The organism is Streptomyces sp. CNP082 (assembly GCF_059570535.1).
Map to the genome: position 1 here is coordinate 112,792 of NZ_JCANSZ010000010.1, position 15,460 is coordinate 128,251.

The 15,460-nt window shown below is 70.7% G+C and carries 14 protein-coding genes and 3 pseudogenes; 14 read left to right on the forward strand and 3 right to left on the reverse strand.

Features of this window, described 5'->3' with window-relative positions:
* Positions 1 to 110: 110 nt before the first annotated feature.
* The 8 genes from B124_RS11785 (at position 111) to B124_RS11820 (ending at position 10,554) form a co-directional block, all read left to right on the forward strand.
* Positions 111 to 827, forward strand: a complete 717-nt coding sequence (locus B124_RS11785; RefSeq protein ID WP_496502703.1) for a glutamine amidotransferase-related protein — start codon at positions 111 to 113, stop codon at positions 825 to 827.
* 111 nt (positions 828 to 938) lie between these two features.
* The gene (locus B124_RS11790) at positions 939 to 3,464 is read left to right on the forward strand and encodes a molybdopterin-containing oxidoreductase family protein (RefSeq protein ID WP_496502704.1); all 2,526 of its coding nucleotides are present in this window, start codon (positions 939 to 941) and stop codon (positions 3,462 to 3,464) included.
* Between the two features lie 48 nt (positions 3,465 to 3,512).
* The gene (aroA, locus tag B124_RS11795; protein ID WP_496502705.1) at positions 3,513 to 4,835 is read left to right on the forward strand and encodes a 3-phosphoshikimate 1-carboxyvinyltransferase; all 1,323 of its coding nucleotides are present in this window, start codon (positions 3,513 to 3,515) and stop codon (positions 4,833 to 4,835) included.
* The gene (gene gpmI / locus B124_RS11800) at positions 4,832 to 6,367 is read left to right on the forward strand and encodes a 2,3-bisphosphoglycerate-independent phosphoglycerate mutase (protein ID WP_496502706.1); all 1,536 of its coding nucleotides are present in this window, start codon (positions 4,832 to 4,834) and stop codon (positions 6,365 to 6,367) included. Before aroA ends, gpmI begins: the two co-directional genes overlap by 4 nt.
* Positions 6,364 to 6,723, forward strand: coding sequence for a hypothetical protein (locus B124_RS11805; protein ID WP_496502707.1), 360 nt, complete (start codon positions 6,364 to 6,366; stop codon positions 6,721 to 6,723). Before gpmI ends, B124_RS11805 begins: the two co-directional genes overlap by 4 nt.
* 484 nt (positions 6,724 to 7,207) lie before the next feature.
* Complete coding sequence (locus B124_RS11810) at positions 7,208 to 8,080, forward strand: phosphate ABC transporter substrate-binding protein (protein WP_496502708.1); 873 nt, start codon at positions 7,208 to 7,210, stop codon at positions 8,078 to 8,080.
* A 3-nt stretch (positions 8,081 to 8,083) separates the two neighbouring features.
* Positions 8,084 to 9,889 carry a phosphate ABC transporter permease subunit PstC gene (gene pstC / locus B124_RS11815; protein WP_496502709.1) on the forward strand — a complete coding sequence of 602 codons (1,806 nt, stop codon included), beginning with the start codon at positions 8,084 to 8,086 and terminating at the stop codon, positions 9,887 to 9,889.
* Positions 9,877 to 10,554, forward strand: coding sequence for a phosphate ABC transporter ATP-binding protein (locus B124_RS11820; protein ID WP_496502710.1), 678 nt, complete (start codon positions 9,877 to 9,879; stop codon positions 10,552 to 10,554). Before pstC ends, B124_RS11820 begins: the two co-directional genes overlap by 13 nt.
* A 94-nt stretch (positions 10,555 to 10,648) precedes the next feature.
* Here the strand turns inward: B124_RS11820 and B124_RS11825 are convergent, their stop codons facing one another.
* Entirely contained in the window at positions 10,649 to 10,990 is a 342-nt protein-coding gene (locus tag B124_RS11825) for an ArsR/SmtB family transcription factor (protein ID WP_496502711.1), read from the reverse strand.
* Between the two features lie 9 nt (positions 10,991 to 10,999).
* Positions 11,000 to 11,374 carry an ArsR/SmtB family transcription factor gene (locus B124_RS11830; protein ID WP_496502712.1) on the reverse strand — a complete coding sequence of 125 codons (375 nt, stop codon included), beginning with the start codon at positions 11,372 to 11,374 and terminating at the stop codon, positions 11,000 to 11,002.
* Between the two features lie 157 nt (positions 11,375 to 11,531).
* On the opposite strand from B124_RS11830, the gene B124_RS11835 reads away from it, so the two are divergent.
* Both B124_RS11835 and B124_RS11840 read left to right on the forward strand, forming a co-directional pair.
* Positions 11,532 to 11,996, forward strand: coding sequence for an ArsI/CadI family heavy metal resistance metalloenzyme (locus B124_RS11835; RefSeq protein WP_496502713.1), 465 nt, complete (start codon positions 11,532 to 11,534; stop codon positions 11,994 to 11,996).
* A gap of 7 nt (positions 11,997 to 12,003) precedes the next feature.
* Entirely contained in the window at positions 12,004 to 13,278 is a 1,275-nt protein-coding gene (locus tag B124_RS11840) for an MFS transporter (protein ID WP_496502714.1), read from the forward strand.
* 4 nt (positions 13,279 to 13,282) lie between these two features.
* Here B124_RS11840 and B124_RS11845 read toward each other — a convergent pair.
* Positions 13,283 to 13,695: pseudogene (locus B124_RS11845) on the reverse strand (arsenate reductase ArsC).
* Between the two features lie 7 nt (positions 13,696 to 13,702).
* On the opposite strand from B124_RS11845, the pseudogene arsB reads away from it, so the two are divergent.
* From arsB to B124_RS11865, 4 genes and pseudogenes are all read left to right on the forward strand, one after another.
* A pseudogene (gene arsB / locus B124_RS11850) lies at positions 13,703 to 14,498 on the forward strand (ACR3 family arsenite efflux transporter); the annotation flags it as partial.
* Positions 14,499 to 14,648: 150 nt separating this feature from the next.
* Positions 14,649 to 15,053, forward strand: a complete 405-nt coding sequence (locus B124_RS11855; protein WP_496502715.1) for a Fur family transcriptional regulator — start codon at positions 14,649 to 14,651, stop codon at positions 15,051 to 15,053.
* A 10-nt stretch (positions 15,054 to 15,063) separates the two neighbouring features.
* A complete protein-coding gene (locus B124_RS11860; protein WP_496502716.1) occupies positions 15,064 to 15,192 on the forward strand; it encodes a hypothetical protein in 129 nt (42 codons plus the stop codon).
* Positions 15,193 to 15,197: 5 nt separating this feature from the next.
* Positions 15,198 to 15,377, forward strand: a pseudogene (locus B124_RS11865) (GTP-binding protein); the annotation flags it as partial.
* Between the last annotated feature and the right edge of the window lie 83 nt (positions 15,378 to 15,460).

The window sequence follows — 15,460 nt, forward strand, 5'->3', positions numbered from 1 at the left end:
CAACTGCGCAGTCGGACGCGTTCGGCACACGTCCGGCTCCGCACACGAGGCTGGGATCAGTCACTGGCGGCGGCTGGTTCCCGGGCCTGTCGAAACACAAAGGGGAAACGATGTCAGTTTCTGCTCAGCCACGCCTTGCCCTGGTGGGCGATCGCGGCAATCACGACGAGCCGTCCCACCCCAAGATCGACGCGATGCGTGAGGGGTGGGACCTGGCCACGGAGTGGATCCCGACCTCCGACATCCACGACGTGTCCGCGCTGGAGGGCTGGGACGGCATCTGGGTGGTGCCCGGAGCGCCGTACTTCAACCAGAAGGGCGTGCACATCGCCGTCCGGTACGCGCGTGAGAACCGGCTGCCGTTCCTGGGCACCTGCGGGGGGTTCTTCAGCGCCCTCGTCGAGCATGCGCAGAACGTCCTGCACCTGCCGGAGGCGGAAGGCGTGGACGAGGACCCGGAGAAGCTGATGCCTCTCGTCACGCCGCTGACGTGCTCCTTCCGCGGAGAGAAGGCTCCGCTGAAGGTCAAGGAGGGCTCCCGCCTCGCCGGCATCTACGGGACGACCGAGGTGGAGGAGATATTCCACTGCGACTACGGGCTGGCCGACTCGTTCATGGACGCGGCCAACCAGGGCGATCTGCAGTTCAGCGCATGGGACGGCGACGGTGCCGCCCGCGCCCTGGAGATCACCGGCCACCCCTTCTTCATGGGCAGCCTCTTCCAGCCCGAGCTGTCGTCCGCGCCCGGCACCGAGCACAAGATCCTCAAGGCGTTCCTCTCCGCCGTGCGCAGCAAGCCGGGTGAGCCGGCGGCCCCGGCGGCCTGACCGCCACCACCCACCGCAGCGGCCGACCAGGCCGTGCGCCGTGCGCACGGCTGAGGCACCGTCATGCCCGTTCGTCCCCCGCACCCCGGGCGGAAGGAGCCTTGAGCCTCTATGAAGTCCGAACAGCACGGTCTGTCCCGGCGCGGTTTCGTACGCGGCAGCGTCGTCGGCGGCGCCGGACTGGGCACCCCCGCGTTGCTGCCGGTCGTCTCGGCGCATGCCGCCACCGACGGCACCGCCGCGGCAGGCGGGGGCCCGGCCGGCAGCGGCGTCGTGCCGGCGGCATTCACCGATCAGTCGGCCGCCCTGACCCCGGACAAGACCGTCGCCACCGCCTGTCAGTTCTGCAACTCCAACTGCCGGCTCAACGTCGACCTCAAGGCCGGTCGCATCCTCGCCGTACGAGGGGAGGAGGACGATCCGGTTCAGCAGGGCCAGGTGTGTGTCAAGGCCGAACTCATGCCCCAACTGGTCTACAACGCCGAACGGCTGACCCGGCCGCTGCGCCGCGTCGCCGGTGCGAAGGGCTCGCCGGACTCGGTGTTCGAGCCCATCACGTGGGACGAGGCCCTGCGCACCGTCGCCGCGAAGCTGCTGGAGCTGCGGGACGCGGGCCAGGCACACACCATCGCCAACCGCACCACCGGCCGCCTTCCCCGCGGCACGGGCTCCCTCGTGGCCCGCCTGTTCGCGATGCTCGGCAGCCCCAACAACACCGACGTCGGGCCCGTCTGCAACGACGCCGGCGGCAACGCCCTGGCCACCACGTTCGGCCTGGGGAACTTCACCAACGGCTACGGCACCGACGGCGCCACCGGCAAGGACGACCTCGGCTCGGCCCGCCACTACCTGTTCCTGGGCACGAACCAGGCGGAAACCCACCCGGTGACCTTCGACTACCTGCTGCGCGGCCGGAGCAGGACCAAGGCCACCCTGACCGTGGTCGACCCCCGCCTGACCCCGACCGGCGCGGAGGCCGACCGGTGGGTGGCGCCCAAGCCGCACACCGACTTCGCGCTGCTGCTTGCCATGCTCCACCACGTCGTCGAGCAGGGGCTGTACGACAAGGCGTTCGTCAAGCGGTGGGTGGTCGGCTTCGACGAGCTGCGGGCACACCTGGAGAAGCATCGGTACACCCCCGCGTGGGCGGCGGAGGTCACGGGCGTAGAGGCCGCCACCATCAGGGAGATGGCCGAGGAGTACGCGACGGCGAAACCGGCGGCGATCTTCTGCAACGCCGGCATCTCCCACCAGCTCGGCGCCTTCGACACCTACCGGGTGGCGGCGTTCCTGGCCGCGGTGACCGGCAACATCGGCGTACCGGGCGGCGGCTGCAACTTCATGCACAACACCTGGCCGGGTGACCTGCACCTGCCGCCGCTCACGGTCGAGGTGCCCGAGCGGCGCGAAGCACTGCCCGTCGGCCCGGACTACTTCGCCGAGTCCATCCTGACGGGCGACCCCTACCGGCTGCGCGCGGTGATCACGCAGGGCAACCCGCTGGTGTCCTCGGCCAACACCACCAAGGTCAAGAAGGCGTTCGAGCAACTCGACTTCTACGTCTACACCGGCTTGTTCATGGAGGAGGCGGCCTTCTACGCCGACATCATCCTGCCCGTCTGCAGCGGGCTGGAGATGGACGGCGTCTACATGCGCCGCGACGACCGGGCCATCCGCTGGCAGGAGCAGGTCGTCGACCGGGTGGGCGAGTCCCGGCCCGACTGGGAGATCTGGATCGGCCTGGCGCACACCCTGGCCGAGTTGGACACCGACCGCCCCGGGGCCGAGTGGCGCGAGGCGTTCCCGGAGCGGTGGACGGACTACCGGCACCTGTGGGACGACTTCACCGCCCACACCCCCGGCACCGGCGGGATGACCCGTACCCGGATGCGCCGGCGCGCCGAGCCGCTGCGCTGGCCGTGCCCCACCCCCGAGCACCCCGGGGTCAGCACCCTGTACCTGGATCACCCGAGCTGGTACGAAGCCGCCGAGTCGCTGGATCCGGGCAACCGCGGCAAACGCTTCCTCACCCCCAGCGGGAAGGTCGAGATCACCACCCCGGAGCTGGAGAGCAAGCTGGCCGCGACCGGGCACAGTGCCCTGCCGGTCTTCTACACCCACCCCGAGGTCACCGGAAAGAACCCGACTCTGTCGTACAGCCGCAGGTTCGTCACCAACCCGATCAACCCCCAGGCCGTGACCCACCCGGTACGCCTGGGCGTTCCCGGAGACGACGCCGTGCACCGGGACTTCCCGTTGATGGGGATGACCGGCCGGCCCAGCGTCGTGCACTTCGCCGAGATCACCCACTGGACGCCGACGGGCAAGCAGCTCAACGGCATCCGCTTCATCCAGATCCACCCCGACACCGCCCGCCGGGCCGGCATCCGGGACGGCGACGACGTCCGCGTCGAAAGCCCGCGCGGCTCGGTCACGGGCACGGCACTGCTGTGGGAGGGGATCAGGACGGACACCGTGTTCGTCCCCAACACCTTCGGCCCCGCCCAGAAGACCGGCGACCTCTTCGACGACCCCCGTTACGAGGCGGCCAACACCCTCCCGGACGACCGCTACTACGACAACCTCTCGGGCCAGCAGGCGTTCAAGTGCTTCGCCTGCCGGGTCGTCAGGGCCTGACCGCCACGCGACGCCGCACCGTTCGTCCCCGACCGCTGGAGGCAGTGCATGACCGCAACGTCCGATCCACGCCTTGAGGCCGAGTCCGTCACCGTCCGGCCGCTGCCCGGTTTCGACGAGACCGTCCACGTCCTGGGTTCCAAGAGCTACACCAACCGCTACCTGGCCATCGCCTCCCTGTCCGGGCAGCAGACGGTCATCGACAAGGCGCTGCTCTCCGACGACACCGTCTACCTCGCCCGCGCCATCGAGAAGTTCGGGCACGTCACCTGCGACATCGACCGGCAGGCGGCCCGCATCCGGGTCACGCCCACCGGCAGGCCGATGCGCGCACCGAGTGAGGAGATCTTCGTCGGCGGCGCCGGCACCCCGCTGCGGTTCCTGATCTCCATGGCCGGGCACGCCGAGGGCACCACGATCATCAACGGCAACGCCCGTATGCAGGAACGCCCGATGGGCGACCTCCTCAAGGCGCTGCCCGCGCTCGGCGTGGACGCCGCCGCGGTCCGCGGCAACGGCAGCCCGCCCATCCGGGTGGTCGGCGGCTCCTTCAAGGGAGGCGCCACCTCGATCAGCGGCGCCGTCTCCAGCCAGTTCACCTCCAGCCTCATCATCAACGCGCTGCGGGCACAGACCACCACTGAGATCACCATCAGCGACGAGCTGATCTCCAAGCCGTACGTGGAGATGACGCTCGCCGCGCTGAAGGAGATGGGGGTGAGCGTCGACCGCGACGGCCACCGGCGGTTCACCGTCGCCGCCGGCCAGCAGGCCCGCGGCGGCACGGTCACCGTGGAGCCGGACGCCTCCGGCATGTCCTACTTCCTGATCGCCGCGGCCATCCTGAAGTCCAGGGTCGTCATCCCCGGCATCGGCAGCGGCTCCCACCAGGGTGACGCGCACCTGGTCCAGGCACTGGAGCGCATGGGCTGCCGCGCCGAGGTCACGGACGACTCCATCATCCTGACCGGGGGGCCGCTGCACGGCATCGACATCGACATGGAGGCCATGCCCGACGTCGTGCCGTCCCTGGCGGTCGCCGCCGCCCACGCCCGGGGCACCACCCGGATCACCAACATCGCCTCCCTGCGGGTCAAGGAGTGCGACCGCATCGCCGCCGTCACCACCGAGCTGCGCAAGATGGGCATCGAGGTCGAAGAGCACGCCGACGCCATGTACATCACCGGCGGCACCCCGAGCGGCGCGGAGATCGACACCTACGACGACCACCGCATCGCCATGACCTTCGCGATCGCCGGTCTGCGCACCGAGGGCGTGGTCATCAAGGACCCCGGCTGCGTCGCCAAGTCCTTCCCCACCTTCTGGCAGACCCTCGACACCCTGCACCCCACCCTCCAGAGCACCGTATGAGCGCGCCGGACGACAGCCGCGCCGGCCCGGGCATCCTTCTGGTGCTCGACGGCTGGGGCCACGCCCCGGCGGCCGACGACAACGCGCTTGCCCTGGCCCGCACTCCGGTCCTGGACGACATGGTCATGCGGTTCCCGAACACGCTCGCCGACGCCTCCGGCGAAGCCGTCGGACTGACCGCGGGTACGGTCGGCAACTCCGAGATCGGGCACATGGTCATCGGCGCCGGACGGCCCGTGCCGTACGACAGCCTGCTGGTCCAGCAGGCCATCGCCACCGGCACCCTGCGCACCCACCCGCGGCTGGGTGCCGTCCTGGACAGTACGGCTGCCGCGGGGCGTGCCCTGCATCTGATCGGCCTTTGCTCGGACGGGCAGATCCACGCCCACGTCGGGCATCTCGCCGAACTGCTGGCGGCAGCAGCGGCCCACGAGGTGGGCCGGGTGTTCATCCACGCCATCACCGACGGACGGGACGTCGCCGACGGCACCGCCCGCACCTTCCTGGCACAGGTCGGCGAGATGACCGACCGCGCCGGTACGGGACAGCTCGCCACCGTCATCGGCCGCGGCTACGCCATGGACAAGGCCGGCAATCTGGACCTCACCGAGCAGGCCGTCGCCCTGGTCGCCGACGGCCGGGGCACCCCCGCCGGCAGCGTGCAGCAGGCACTGACCGCCTCCGAACGCGGCGACGAATGGGTGCCCGCGAGCGTGCTCACCACCGCCGGAGACGCAGCCGTCGCCGACGGCGACGCGGTGCTGTGGTTCAACTTCCGCAGCGACCGCATCCAGCAGTTCGCCGACCGCCTCGCCGGGCACCTCACGGCCACCGGGCGCTCGACGCGGATGCTCAGCCTGGCCCAGTACGACACCCGCGCCGCCATCCCCGCTCTGGTGGAGCGGGCGGACGCCTCCGGCGGCCTGGCCGACGAACTCTCCGCGGCCGGACTGCGCAGCGTCCGCATCGCCGAGGCGGAGAAGTTCGAGCACGTGACGTACTACGTCAACGGCCGCGACGACACGGTGCGCAGCGTCGAGGAGCACGTGCGGATCACGGGCGACGGCAGACCCGACTACGTCGCCCGCCCGCAGATGAACCTCGACCGCGTCACCACGGCCGTCATCGAGGCCGCCGGCCGCGCGGACGCCGACCTTGTCGTCGCCAATCTGGCCAACATCGACGTGGTGGGGCACACCGGCCACCTGGCCGCCACCGTCAGCGCGTGCGAGGCCACGGACGGCGCGATGGGACGGATCCTCAGGGCGGCACGGGCCGGCGGGCGGTGGGTGCTCGCCGTCGGCGACCACGGCAACGCCGAGAAGATGACCAAGGAGGCGGCGGACGGCACCACCCGCCCCTACGGCGGCCACACCACCAACCCGGTCCCTGTGGTGCTGATCCCCCGCGAGTGGAGCGCGCCCATGCCGGCGCTGTCCCGGGCGGCGACGCTCGCCGACGTCGCCCCCACGGTCCTGCACCTGCTGGGCCGGAAGCCGGGCTCCGCCATGACAGGAAGGACACTGCTGTGACCCCCCACCCCGCTGCTCCCGCGAAGACCGTCTGGACCCGGGTACCGGAAATGACCCGGTGCCTGGACACGCCGCAGGTCGCGGCCGCGTTCGCCGACGACGCGGTCGTGCGCCGGATGGACATCGACGGGGTCGACGTCGTCGTACGCGAGCCGGCCGACCGCTCCTGCGTGGTGCTGGGCCTCTGCAACCTGTCCACGCACGAAGCCCGCATCGGCCTCAACGCCCTGCTGCCCGCCTACGCCGACAGCGCCTGGCGCTTCATCAGCGGCTCCATGCGCACCAGTCCCGCCGCAGACGGGATGAACGTCCACCTTCAGGCAGCAGGCCACGTCTGGCTGACCGCCACCCTCTGAGGAAGGGAGACCTCAGCTTTCCGGGCAGACTGAGCCCGCTTCTTGTCAACGGGCCGGCAGCGCCCCGCTGCCGGCACACCTGCGCCAGATCCACCGCAGCCTGCGCGGGGCAGCCCATCCGGGCACCGATGCCCCGCGTTCTCTTCAGGGCACCGCCAACCCGAAGGATCTGACCATGCACCAGCCCGTTCGCTTCGCCATGCCTGTTTCCGCCGCTGCCACCGGCACGGCAAGGACAGCAGCCGGACCTCCCCGTGTCGCTCCCGGCGACTCCCGGCTTTCCTCGGCCGCCTTCTGCGGCAATGCGTGCACCGCCGTCTCCCCCTCCGGGAGATCGAGCGGGATGTCTCGACCACTTCGCCGATCCGTCGCCCATCACCACGTCGGGTGACCTCCCGAAGAGGCTGAGCACGTCACCAACCACACCACAGCGCACATCACGCGCACGCACGCAGAGAAACCCGCAGAGGAAAGAGTCCCCATAATGATCACTTACAAGCGCCCCGCCGCATATCTCACCTCGACCGCCGTGCTGTTCATGTCCCTGGCCGGCTGTGCCGGCGACGATGCCGGATCAGGAGGTGCGCTGCAGGTCAGCGGCTCCACCACGGTGGCTCCGGTGGCAGCGGACGCGGCCGAGGCACTCAAGTCGAAGGGCCTCGACATCATCGTGGCCACCCAGGGCGGCTCCGCCGGCGGCATCTCCCAGCTCGCGGCGGGCCAGATCGGCATCGCGATGAGCTCCAAGCCCATAGCGGAGGAAGACAAGTCCGCCCATCCCGACACCGACTTCCGTCCCACCCAGGTCGGCGCGGATGCCGTCGGCGTCATCGTCAGCGATGAAGTCGCCGAAGGCGGCGTGGAGAACCTCACCGCTGCCCAGGTGCGTGACCTGTTCGAAGGGAAGATCACCAACTGGTCCGAACTCGGCGGCCCGGACCTCGAGGTCTTCGTCTACGACAAGGAACCCGGACGCGGCACCCGCGAAGTACTCGACAAGTACATCTACGGCGAAGAAAAGGCCCCGCCCCCGCCGGAGTCGGGCAACTTCGCCATCGTCGGCGGCAACCTCGAAACCCGCAACAAGCTGAAGTCGACCCCCGGCGCCGTGGCGCCGCTGTCCACCAGCTTCGTCGAAGGTCACGACGACCTGGCGGCCGTGACGCTGGACGGCATCGCGCCCAGCCCCGAGAACATCGCCTCCGGCACGTACCCCATGTCCCGGCCGCTGTTCCTCATCACCGATGGCAAGCCGGAGGGGACGGCGAAGAAGTTCATCAACTACGTCCTTTCCCCGAAGGGGCAAGAGCTGATGACCAAGCACGGCTACCTCAAGCTCATGGAAATCGGGAAGTAGCCGATGGCTGTGACCAAGACACCGGCTCGACCATCCGTCGCCCCCGGAGAGGGAAGACGCCCACGCCCGTCCACGTGGGTGTGGAGCTGGGTCTACGCCGGAGCGCTCGCCGTCGCGGGGCTGCTGCTGGCCGTTGCCGGGTATCTCGGCAACGGTATCGGCAGCGGCACCGTCGACTGGCTGAACCTGGTGACCGAGGCCGCGTGGAGCCCGCCCAACTCCGCGTTCGGCGGCCTGGCGATGATCTACGGCACCGCCGTGGTCTCCGTCCTCGCCCTCGTCCTCGCCGTACCCGTCGGATGGGCGGCGGCCATCGCCCTGTCGGAGTACCTCCCGCCGCGCATCGGCCGGCCGATGCGCATGTGCGTGGAGTTGCTCGCCGCCGTACCGTCGATCGTCTACGGCCTCATCGGCATCGCCGTCCTCCGTCCCGTCATCGCGTCGATCGCCGACGTGCCGGGCGGAGACAGCCTCGCGGCAGCCGGCATCGTCCTCGCCGTCATGATCGTTCCCACGGTCGTGGCCGTCAGCGTCGACGCCCTCGCCGCGGTTCCCGACCGCTACCGCGAGGCCGCCTTCTCCCTCGGCCTCACCCGCGGGGAAGTGATCCGCTCGGCGGTCCTGCCGCTGGCGCGGCCGGGTATGCGTGCCGCCGTTCTGCTCGGCCTGGCCCGGGCGCTGGGGGAAGCCATCGCGGTGTTCCTGGTCGTGGGCAGGGCCGACGGGCGGGTGCCCCGCAGCTTCGGCGAGTTCCTCGACTCGCTGAGCCACCCCGGCCAGACGCTGACCACGAAACTCGCCGGCCCCGAGCCCGTACTCGCCGGCACCTCAGGACCGCACTTCGCCGCCCTGTGCGGCCTGGGCATCATCCTCCTGGTGCTGGTGGCCGGAGCGACGGTCTGGGGCACGCGGGAGCGACGCCAGAGCGCCCGCAAGGCCGGGCACCTGCCGACACCGCGGCTGCGGCAGCAGCGGGACCGGCTGCTGACGGCATGGCGGCTGGGAGCCCTGCTGCTGCCCAGCGCACTGCTGATCGGGATACTCGGCCTCCTCGTGACACGGGGCAGCGAGGCGTTCAACCCGTCGTTCTGGTTCAGCGCTGCGACAGGAGCGGCCGGCGGCGGCGTACGCGACCAGATAGCCGGCACCGTCCTGCTCGTCCTCACCACCGGACTGCTCGCCCTGCCGCTGGGCTTCGGCGCCGGCATCCTGATCGGCACCCACGCCTCCCCGCGGACGGCGCGTGTCCTGCAGACGCTGACGCTCGTCCTGGGCGGCGTTCCGACCATCCTGCTGGGGCTTGCCGGATTCGTCATCCTGTCCACCACCATGGGATGGGGAAGATCGTGGCTGGCCGGCGCCATCGTCCTCGTCCCCGTCGTGGCACCCGTCGTGGCCCTGACCACCGCGGCACGAATCCGGAGCCTGCCGCCCGAACTCACGGAAAGCGCGCTGTCGCTGGGGCTCACACGTGCCCAGTACATCCGGTCGGTCGTCGTGCCCTACACCTGGCCCGCCACCGTCACCGGACTGCTCCTCGGCCTGGCGCGCGCAGCCGGCGAGACCGCTCCGCTGCTCTTCACCGCCACCGTGTTCTTCGGCGCTCCCGCGGTGCCGAACGGGATCGTGGAGTCCCCGGTGCAGGCACTGCCGACCCACATCTTCACCCTCTCCCAGGACTCCGGTGACCCGCAGGCCGTCGACCAGGCCTGGGGAAGCGCCATGGTGCTGGTCCTGATCACCGCGGTACTCCTCAGCGCGGCGATCGCGCTGCGCAACCGCTTCGAAGGAGAACGATGGACGACGTAATCACGGTGCACCAGCTCTGCGTACGCACGCGCGACAAGACCCTGGTCGGCCCGGTCTCCTTCAGCCTCGAACGGGGCTCCACCACCGGACTGTGCGGCCCCTCGGGCGCCGGCAAGTCCACCGTCCTGCGCGCCCTGGTGGACCTGCTTCCCCACGGGCTGGTCAGAGACGGCGACTTGAAGGTGCTCGATCGCACCATCGCACCCGGCAAGGGAGACGCGGACCTCAGAGCGAAGGTCGTCCTGGTGCCCCAGACGCCGGTCGTCTTCGGGGGCAGCGTCCTCGACAACGCCCTGTTCGGCCTGTGCCACGTCCTGCGCGCGTCCCGTGAGGCGCTACGCGAACGAGCGGAGCAGGCCCTGCGCGAGGCCGGGCTGTGGAAGGAGGTCGCCGACAGGCTCGACGCCCCGGCCCAGACCCTGTCCGCGGGACAGCGGCAGCGACTGTGCCTGGCCCGTGCGCTGGCCCTGGAACCGGCCGGGCTGCTTCTCGACGAGCCCACCAGTGCGCTCGACGAGCAGAGCAGGGACACGGTCGAGCAGTCCATCGCGGCGCTGCGCGGGCGACGCACGGTCCTCCTGGTCTCCCACGACCCGGCGCAGGTGGAACGGCTGTGCGACACGACCGTCCACCTGGACCTGCCCGCCGTAGCCGCGGTTCCCTGACCGCCTCCGCCGAAGAGGACACCCGTACCGCGGTACGCCCCGGCGCCCCGGCTTCGTACCGCCGTACGGGACCGGGCCGCAGGGACGGCCGGCCCTATGGGACACCGACCTGGCTGCGCTGATGCAGGATGTGCATCAGGGCCGTGCGCACTTCCGCACGCAGGCGGTAGTAGACGAGCCGGCCGTCCCGCCTGCTCTCGATCAGACCGATGCAGCGCAGGCGCTTCAGGTGGTGGCTGACCGTCGCGAGAGACACCCCGACGTCCGCCAGTTCGTGCACCGCCACCTCGGCCCCCTGCCGTTCGGCCAGGCGCATCAGGAGCCGGAGGCGCACCGGATCTCCCAAGGTCTTGAACACGCTGGACCACCAGACCACGTCCGCCGCGCTGAGCGTCAGGCATGTTCCGTCGCAAGCAGCAGCGCCGTCCCGGCACATGTCGTCTCCTCAGCCGCCGATCGGGTCGGTCTGCGACAGCAGGCCGGCCATGACCGACAGCGCCCCGGGCACGACCCGGTAATACACCCAACTGGCGCGGCGTTCGGACAACAGCAGCCCGGCTTCCCGCAGTTTGCGCAGGTGGTGGCTGACCGTGGGCTGGGAGACACCGACGTCCTGGATCTCGCAGACGCAGGCTTCCCCGCCCGGGCGAGCCGCGATCCTTGAGAAGAGCCTCAGGCGGACGGGGTCGGACAGCGCCTTGAACATGGCGGCGACCTGCTCGGCGTCCGCGGGGGAGAGCTCTTCCCGACCCAGCGGCTGGCAGCACCCCAGCGGCGTGACGGTGGCGAGCACGGCGGAGTCCGAAGCCAACTTAGACATACGTCTATGTTGACATCCGCCGAATCACCTGCCAAGAGTCGTGCGTGCTACGGGCGGCTTCCACCGGATGGATTAGACGAATCTCTATGTTGACGAACGTCGATTCAGCGTGCACGCTAGGCAGTATCGAAGAACGTCGAAACAGAAGGAGCGGCTCATGTCTCGGATGCAACTCGCTCTGCGCGTCCCCGACCTGCAAGCATCGATCGACTTCTACAGCAAGTTGTTCGGGGCCGAGCCGGCCAAGCTCCGCGACGGCTACGCCAACTTCGCCATCGCCGAGCCTCCCCTCAAGCTGGTCCTCATCGAGGGAACGGCGGGGGAGGATACCCGCCTGGACCACCTGGGAGTCGAAGTGGCGTCCGCCGAGGACGTCCGGCAGGCCACCGCCAGACTGGACCAGGCCGGACTGCCCACCGTCGAGGAGAATGACACCACCTGCTGTTACGCCCTGCAGGACAAGGTCTGGGTGCAGGGCCCGGGCCAGGAGCCGTGGGAGGTGTACGTCGTCAAGGCCGACGCCGACTCCCTGGTGAAGGAGCAGAACAGCAACTGCTGCACGCCCGCTGGCGCTGCCGCCACTCCCGCGGAGCAACAGACCGCAGCCGCCGGTTGCTGCTGACCGGCCGATGAGCGACGTGGGCACGAGCGGGGACGCGACCACAGCCGGTCACCGGCCGCGTCCCCGCGCGGCTCTGCCCGCCCTGTGCCTGACCCAGATCACGAGCTGGGGCATCGTCTACTACGCCTTCCCCGTCCTCAACCCCGAGATCACCGCCGCCACCGGCTGGAGCCCGGCGGCCACCACCGCGGCGTTCTCCGCCGCGCTCCTCGTCTCCGCCCTCGCCGGTATCCGCATCGGCCGCATCCTCGACGCCCACGGCCCGCGCAGAGTGATGACGTGGGGGTCGGTTGCCGGCATCACGAGCCTGGCCCTCATCGCCACGGCCCCCGGCCTCCCCCAGTTCTTCGCGGGGTGGCTGCTGGCCGGGCTCGCGATGGCGGCCACCTTCTATCAGCCCGCCTTCGCGGCCCTCACCCGGTGGTTCGCGCCGGACCACGTACGCGCCCTCACGACCGTCACCCTCGCCGGCGGGCTGGCCTCCACCGTCTTCGCGCCCCTGACCGCCGAACTCGCCGCCCACTTCTCCTGGCGGCACACCTACCTCATCCTCGCCGCCGTCCTGGCCGCACTCACCCTGCCCGCCCATGCCCTCGCCCTGCGCGGCCCCTGGCCGCCCGCCCCGCCGCCTCCCGCAGCGGGCCCGACGACCTCGACAAGCATCGCCCGCAGCCGCACCTTCGTACTCCTCGCCGCAGCCCTGACGCTCTCCGCCTTCGCCATGTACGCGGTCGTCGTCACGGTCGTACCCCTGCTCCTCGAACGCGGATACACCACGGGACAGGCAGCCTGGGTCCTCGGTCTGGGAGGCGTGGGCCAGACCCTCGGGCGCACCCTGTACGCGGCCCTCGCCCGCCGCACCCGGCCCGCGGCACGCACCGCCGCCCTCGTCGGCCTGGGCGGCCTGAGCACCCTCGCGTTCGCCCTCATCCCCGGCCCGTACGCGCTGCTCGCCGCCCTCGCCGTCACCGCGGGCGTCGTCCGCGGCAACCTCACCCTCCTGCAGGCCACCGCCATCACCGACCGCTGGGGCACCACCCACTACGGACGCCTCTCCGGGCTGCTCGCCGCACCCACTATCACCGCCTCCGCCCTGGCCCCCTTCGCGGGCACCGCCCTGGCCGCACCGCTCGGCGGCTACCCGCACCTCTTCGCCGCCCTCGCCGTGATCAGCGCGGTGGCGGCGCTGACGGCTCATCGCACGGCACCTCCGCAAGGGAGCCTGCCGGGGGAGGGGACGGTGCCGCCCGAGAGGGCGACCCGCCAGCCCCGCCGGTCATGACTCCCTACGCGCCGGCTGCCGGGGCGATGCCGGCGATGAGGGCTTCGATACGCGCACGGATCTCGTCGCGGATGGGACGTACGGTCTCGACGCCCTGCCCGGCGGGGTCGTCGAGATCCCAGTCGAGGCAGGTCTTGCCGGGGAAGACGGGGCAGGCGTCGCCGCAGCCATGGTGATGACGACGTCGGACGCCTGCACGGCGTCGGCGGTGAGGACTTTGGGCTGCTCGTGGGTGATGTCGATGCCGACCTCCCGCATCGCCTCGACGGCCGCGGGGTTGACGGTGCCGGCGGGGATCGAGCCGGCGGAGCGGACGTCGACGCGGTCGCCGGCGAGGTGGGTCAGCCAGGCGGCGGCCATCTGGGAGCGGCCGGCGTTGTGGACGCAGACGAACAGGACGGAGGGCTTGTCGGGCATCGCGGTCTGGCTCGTCGGCCCGGCGGTGATGTCCGCCCTCGCCTGGACCTTCCTGCCCGGCCTGCCCGAGTACCGCACCGGCCTGATCATCGTCGGGCTCGCCCGCTGCATCGCGATGGTCATCATCTGGAACGACCTGGCCTGCGGCGACCGCGAAGCCGCCGCCGTCCTGGTGGCGCTCAACTCCGTCTTCCAGGTCCTGGCCTTGGGCCTCCTCGGCTGGTTCTGCCTCGACCTCCTCCCCGGCTGGCTCGGCCTGGGTGAAGGCGAACACCTGGACATCTCCGCCTGGAAGATCGCCGCCAACGTCGCCGTCTTCCCCGGCGTCCCCCTCCTCGCCGGCTTCCTCACCCGCCGCCTCGGCGAACGCAGGCTGGGGCGCACGGACTACGAGCAGAAGTTCCTGCCCCGCATGGGCCCCTGGGCCCTGTACGGGCTGCTCTTCACGATCGTGCTCCTCTTCGCCCTCCAAGGCGAGACCATCACCTCGCGGCCCCTGGACGTCGCCCGGATCGCGCTGCCGCTCCTGGTCTACTTCGCAGTGATGTGGTTCGGCACCTTCGCCCTCGGCAAGGCCATCGGCCTGACCTGCGACCGCACCGCCACCCTCGCCTTCACCGCGGCCGGCAAACAACTTCGAACTCGCCATCGCGGTCGCCATCGCCACCTTCGGCGTCACCTCCGGCCAGGCCCTCTCCGGCGTCGTCGGCCCCCTCATCGAGGTCCCGGTCCTCGTCGCCCTGGTGTACGTCTCCCTGGCCTGGCGCCGGAAGTTCACCCCCCGCCGAGCGGACCCGCCTTGAAGGTGCGAACGAGGGTCGACGGCGGTCCGCTCGTTCCGGTGTGGAAGACGCTGACCACCACCGACACAAGGGCATTAGATAGACATGAAAACCATGTTCATCTAGCATGGCGCAGAGCACCAGTGCCGGTCAACCCTTGGGAGTCTTGCCATGCCAGAGACGCGGCTGCGCAGGACGCGGCAGCGCGCCGCGGTGTTCAGCGCGTTGCAGCGTGGCGGCGACTTCGTCTCTGCCCAGCAGTTGCACGCGCAACTGGCCGCGGTGGGTGCCGCCGTCGGGCTGACGACGGTCTACCGCACGCTGCGCGAGTTGGAGCGCATCGGGCGAGTGGACGTCGTACGGGATGAGTCCGGCGAGCGGCTGTACCGCCCGCGGCCGGACGCCGGTCACCGTCACTACCTGATCTGCCGCCTGTGCGGCTTCAGCCGGGCCGTCGATACCGAGGTCGTCGAGCGCTGGGCCGACTGCCTCACCGGCGCGACCGGCTTCGCCGACATCGAGCACACCCTCGAACTCAGCGGCGTCTGCGCCCGCTGCGTGCCGGACCACAGATAGGAGCCGCCCCATGCCGCCCGGTGTTCCTCAGCTCCACCCGTCCTCCCGCGTCACCGAGTTGAAGCGGCCCGTCCGTGAACTGCTCGGCCCGGACGACGCCGCCGCCGTGATGAACCGTCAGCCTGCCGAAGGAGCCTGACCACCATGACCGATGCCACCGCCCACGCAGAGCGCGTCGACGACCGGGTGCCGGTGACGGTGCTGACCGGCTTCCTGGGCTCCGGCAAGACCACTCTGCTCAACCGCATCCTCACCGAGCACCACGGCCTGCGCATCGCCGTCATCGAGAACGAGTACGGCGAGGTCGGCATCGACGACGGCCTCAGCGGCGTCGAGGTCATACCGGCCGCGCACGCCGAGATCGACCTGCGGCGCATCCTCGACGTCATCGGCCGCCACCTGGACCG

Excerpts from the sequence above, each read along its gene's own strand:
- B124_RS11785 (WP_496502703.1), top strand. The coding sequence starts at position 111 with ATGTCAGTTTCTGCTCAGCCACGCCTTGCCCTGGTGGGCGATCGCGGC.
- gpmI (WP_496502706.1), top strand. The coding sequence starts at position 4,832 with ATGAGCGCGCCGGACGACAGCCGCGCCGGCCCGGGCATCCTTCTGGTG.
- B124_RS11860 (WP_496502716.1), top strand. The coding sequence starts at position 15,064 with ATGCCGCCCGGTGTTCCTCAGCTCCACCCGTCCTCCCGCGTCACCGAG.
- B124_RS11820 (WP_496502710.1), top strand. The coding sequence starts at position 9,877 with ATGGACGACGTAATCACGGTGCACCAGCTCTGCGTACGCACGCGCGAC.
- B124_RS11810 (WP_496502708.1), top strand. The coding sequence starts at position 7,208 with ATGATCACTTACAAGCGCCCCGCCGCATATCTCACCTCGACCGCCGTG.
- B124_RS11835 (WP_496502713.1), top strand. The coding sequence starts at position 11,532 with ATGTCTCGGATGCAACTCGCTCTGCGCGTCCCCGACCTGCAAGCATCG.
- B124_RS11825 (WP_496502711.1), bottom strand. The coding sequence starts at position 10,990 with ATGTGCCGGGACGGCGCTGCTGCTTGCGACGGAACATGCCTGACGCTC.
- B124_RS11790 (WP_496502704.1), top strand. The coding sequence starts at position 939 with ATGAAGTCCGAACAGCACGGTCTGTCCCGGCGCGGTTTCGTACGCGGC.
- pstC (WP_496502709.1), top strand. The coding sequence starts at position 8,084 with ATGGCTGTGACCAAGACACCGGCTCGACCATCCGTCGCCCCCGGAGAG.
- B124_RS11830 (WP_496502712.1), bottom strand. The coding sequence starts at position 11,374 with ATGTCTAAGTTGGCTTCGGACTCCGCCGTGCTCGCCACCGTCACGCCG.
- B124_RS11840 (WP_496502714.1), top strand. The coding sequence starts at position 12,004 with ATGAGCGACGTGGGCACGAGCGGGGACGCGACCACAGCCGGTCACCGG.
- B124_RS11855 (WP_496502715.1), top strand. The coding sequence starts at position 14,649 with ATGCCAGAGACGCGGCTGCGCAGGACGCGGCAGCGCGCCGCGGTGTTC.
- aroA (WP_496502705.1), top strand. The coding sequence starts at position 3,513 with ATGACCGCAACGTCCGATCCACGCCTTGAGGCCGAGTCCGTCACCGTC.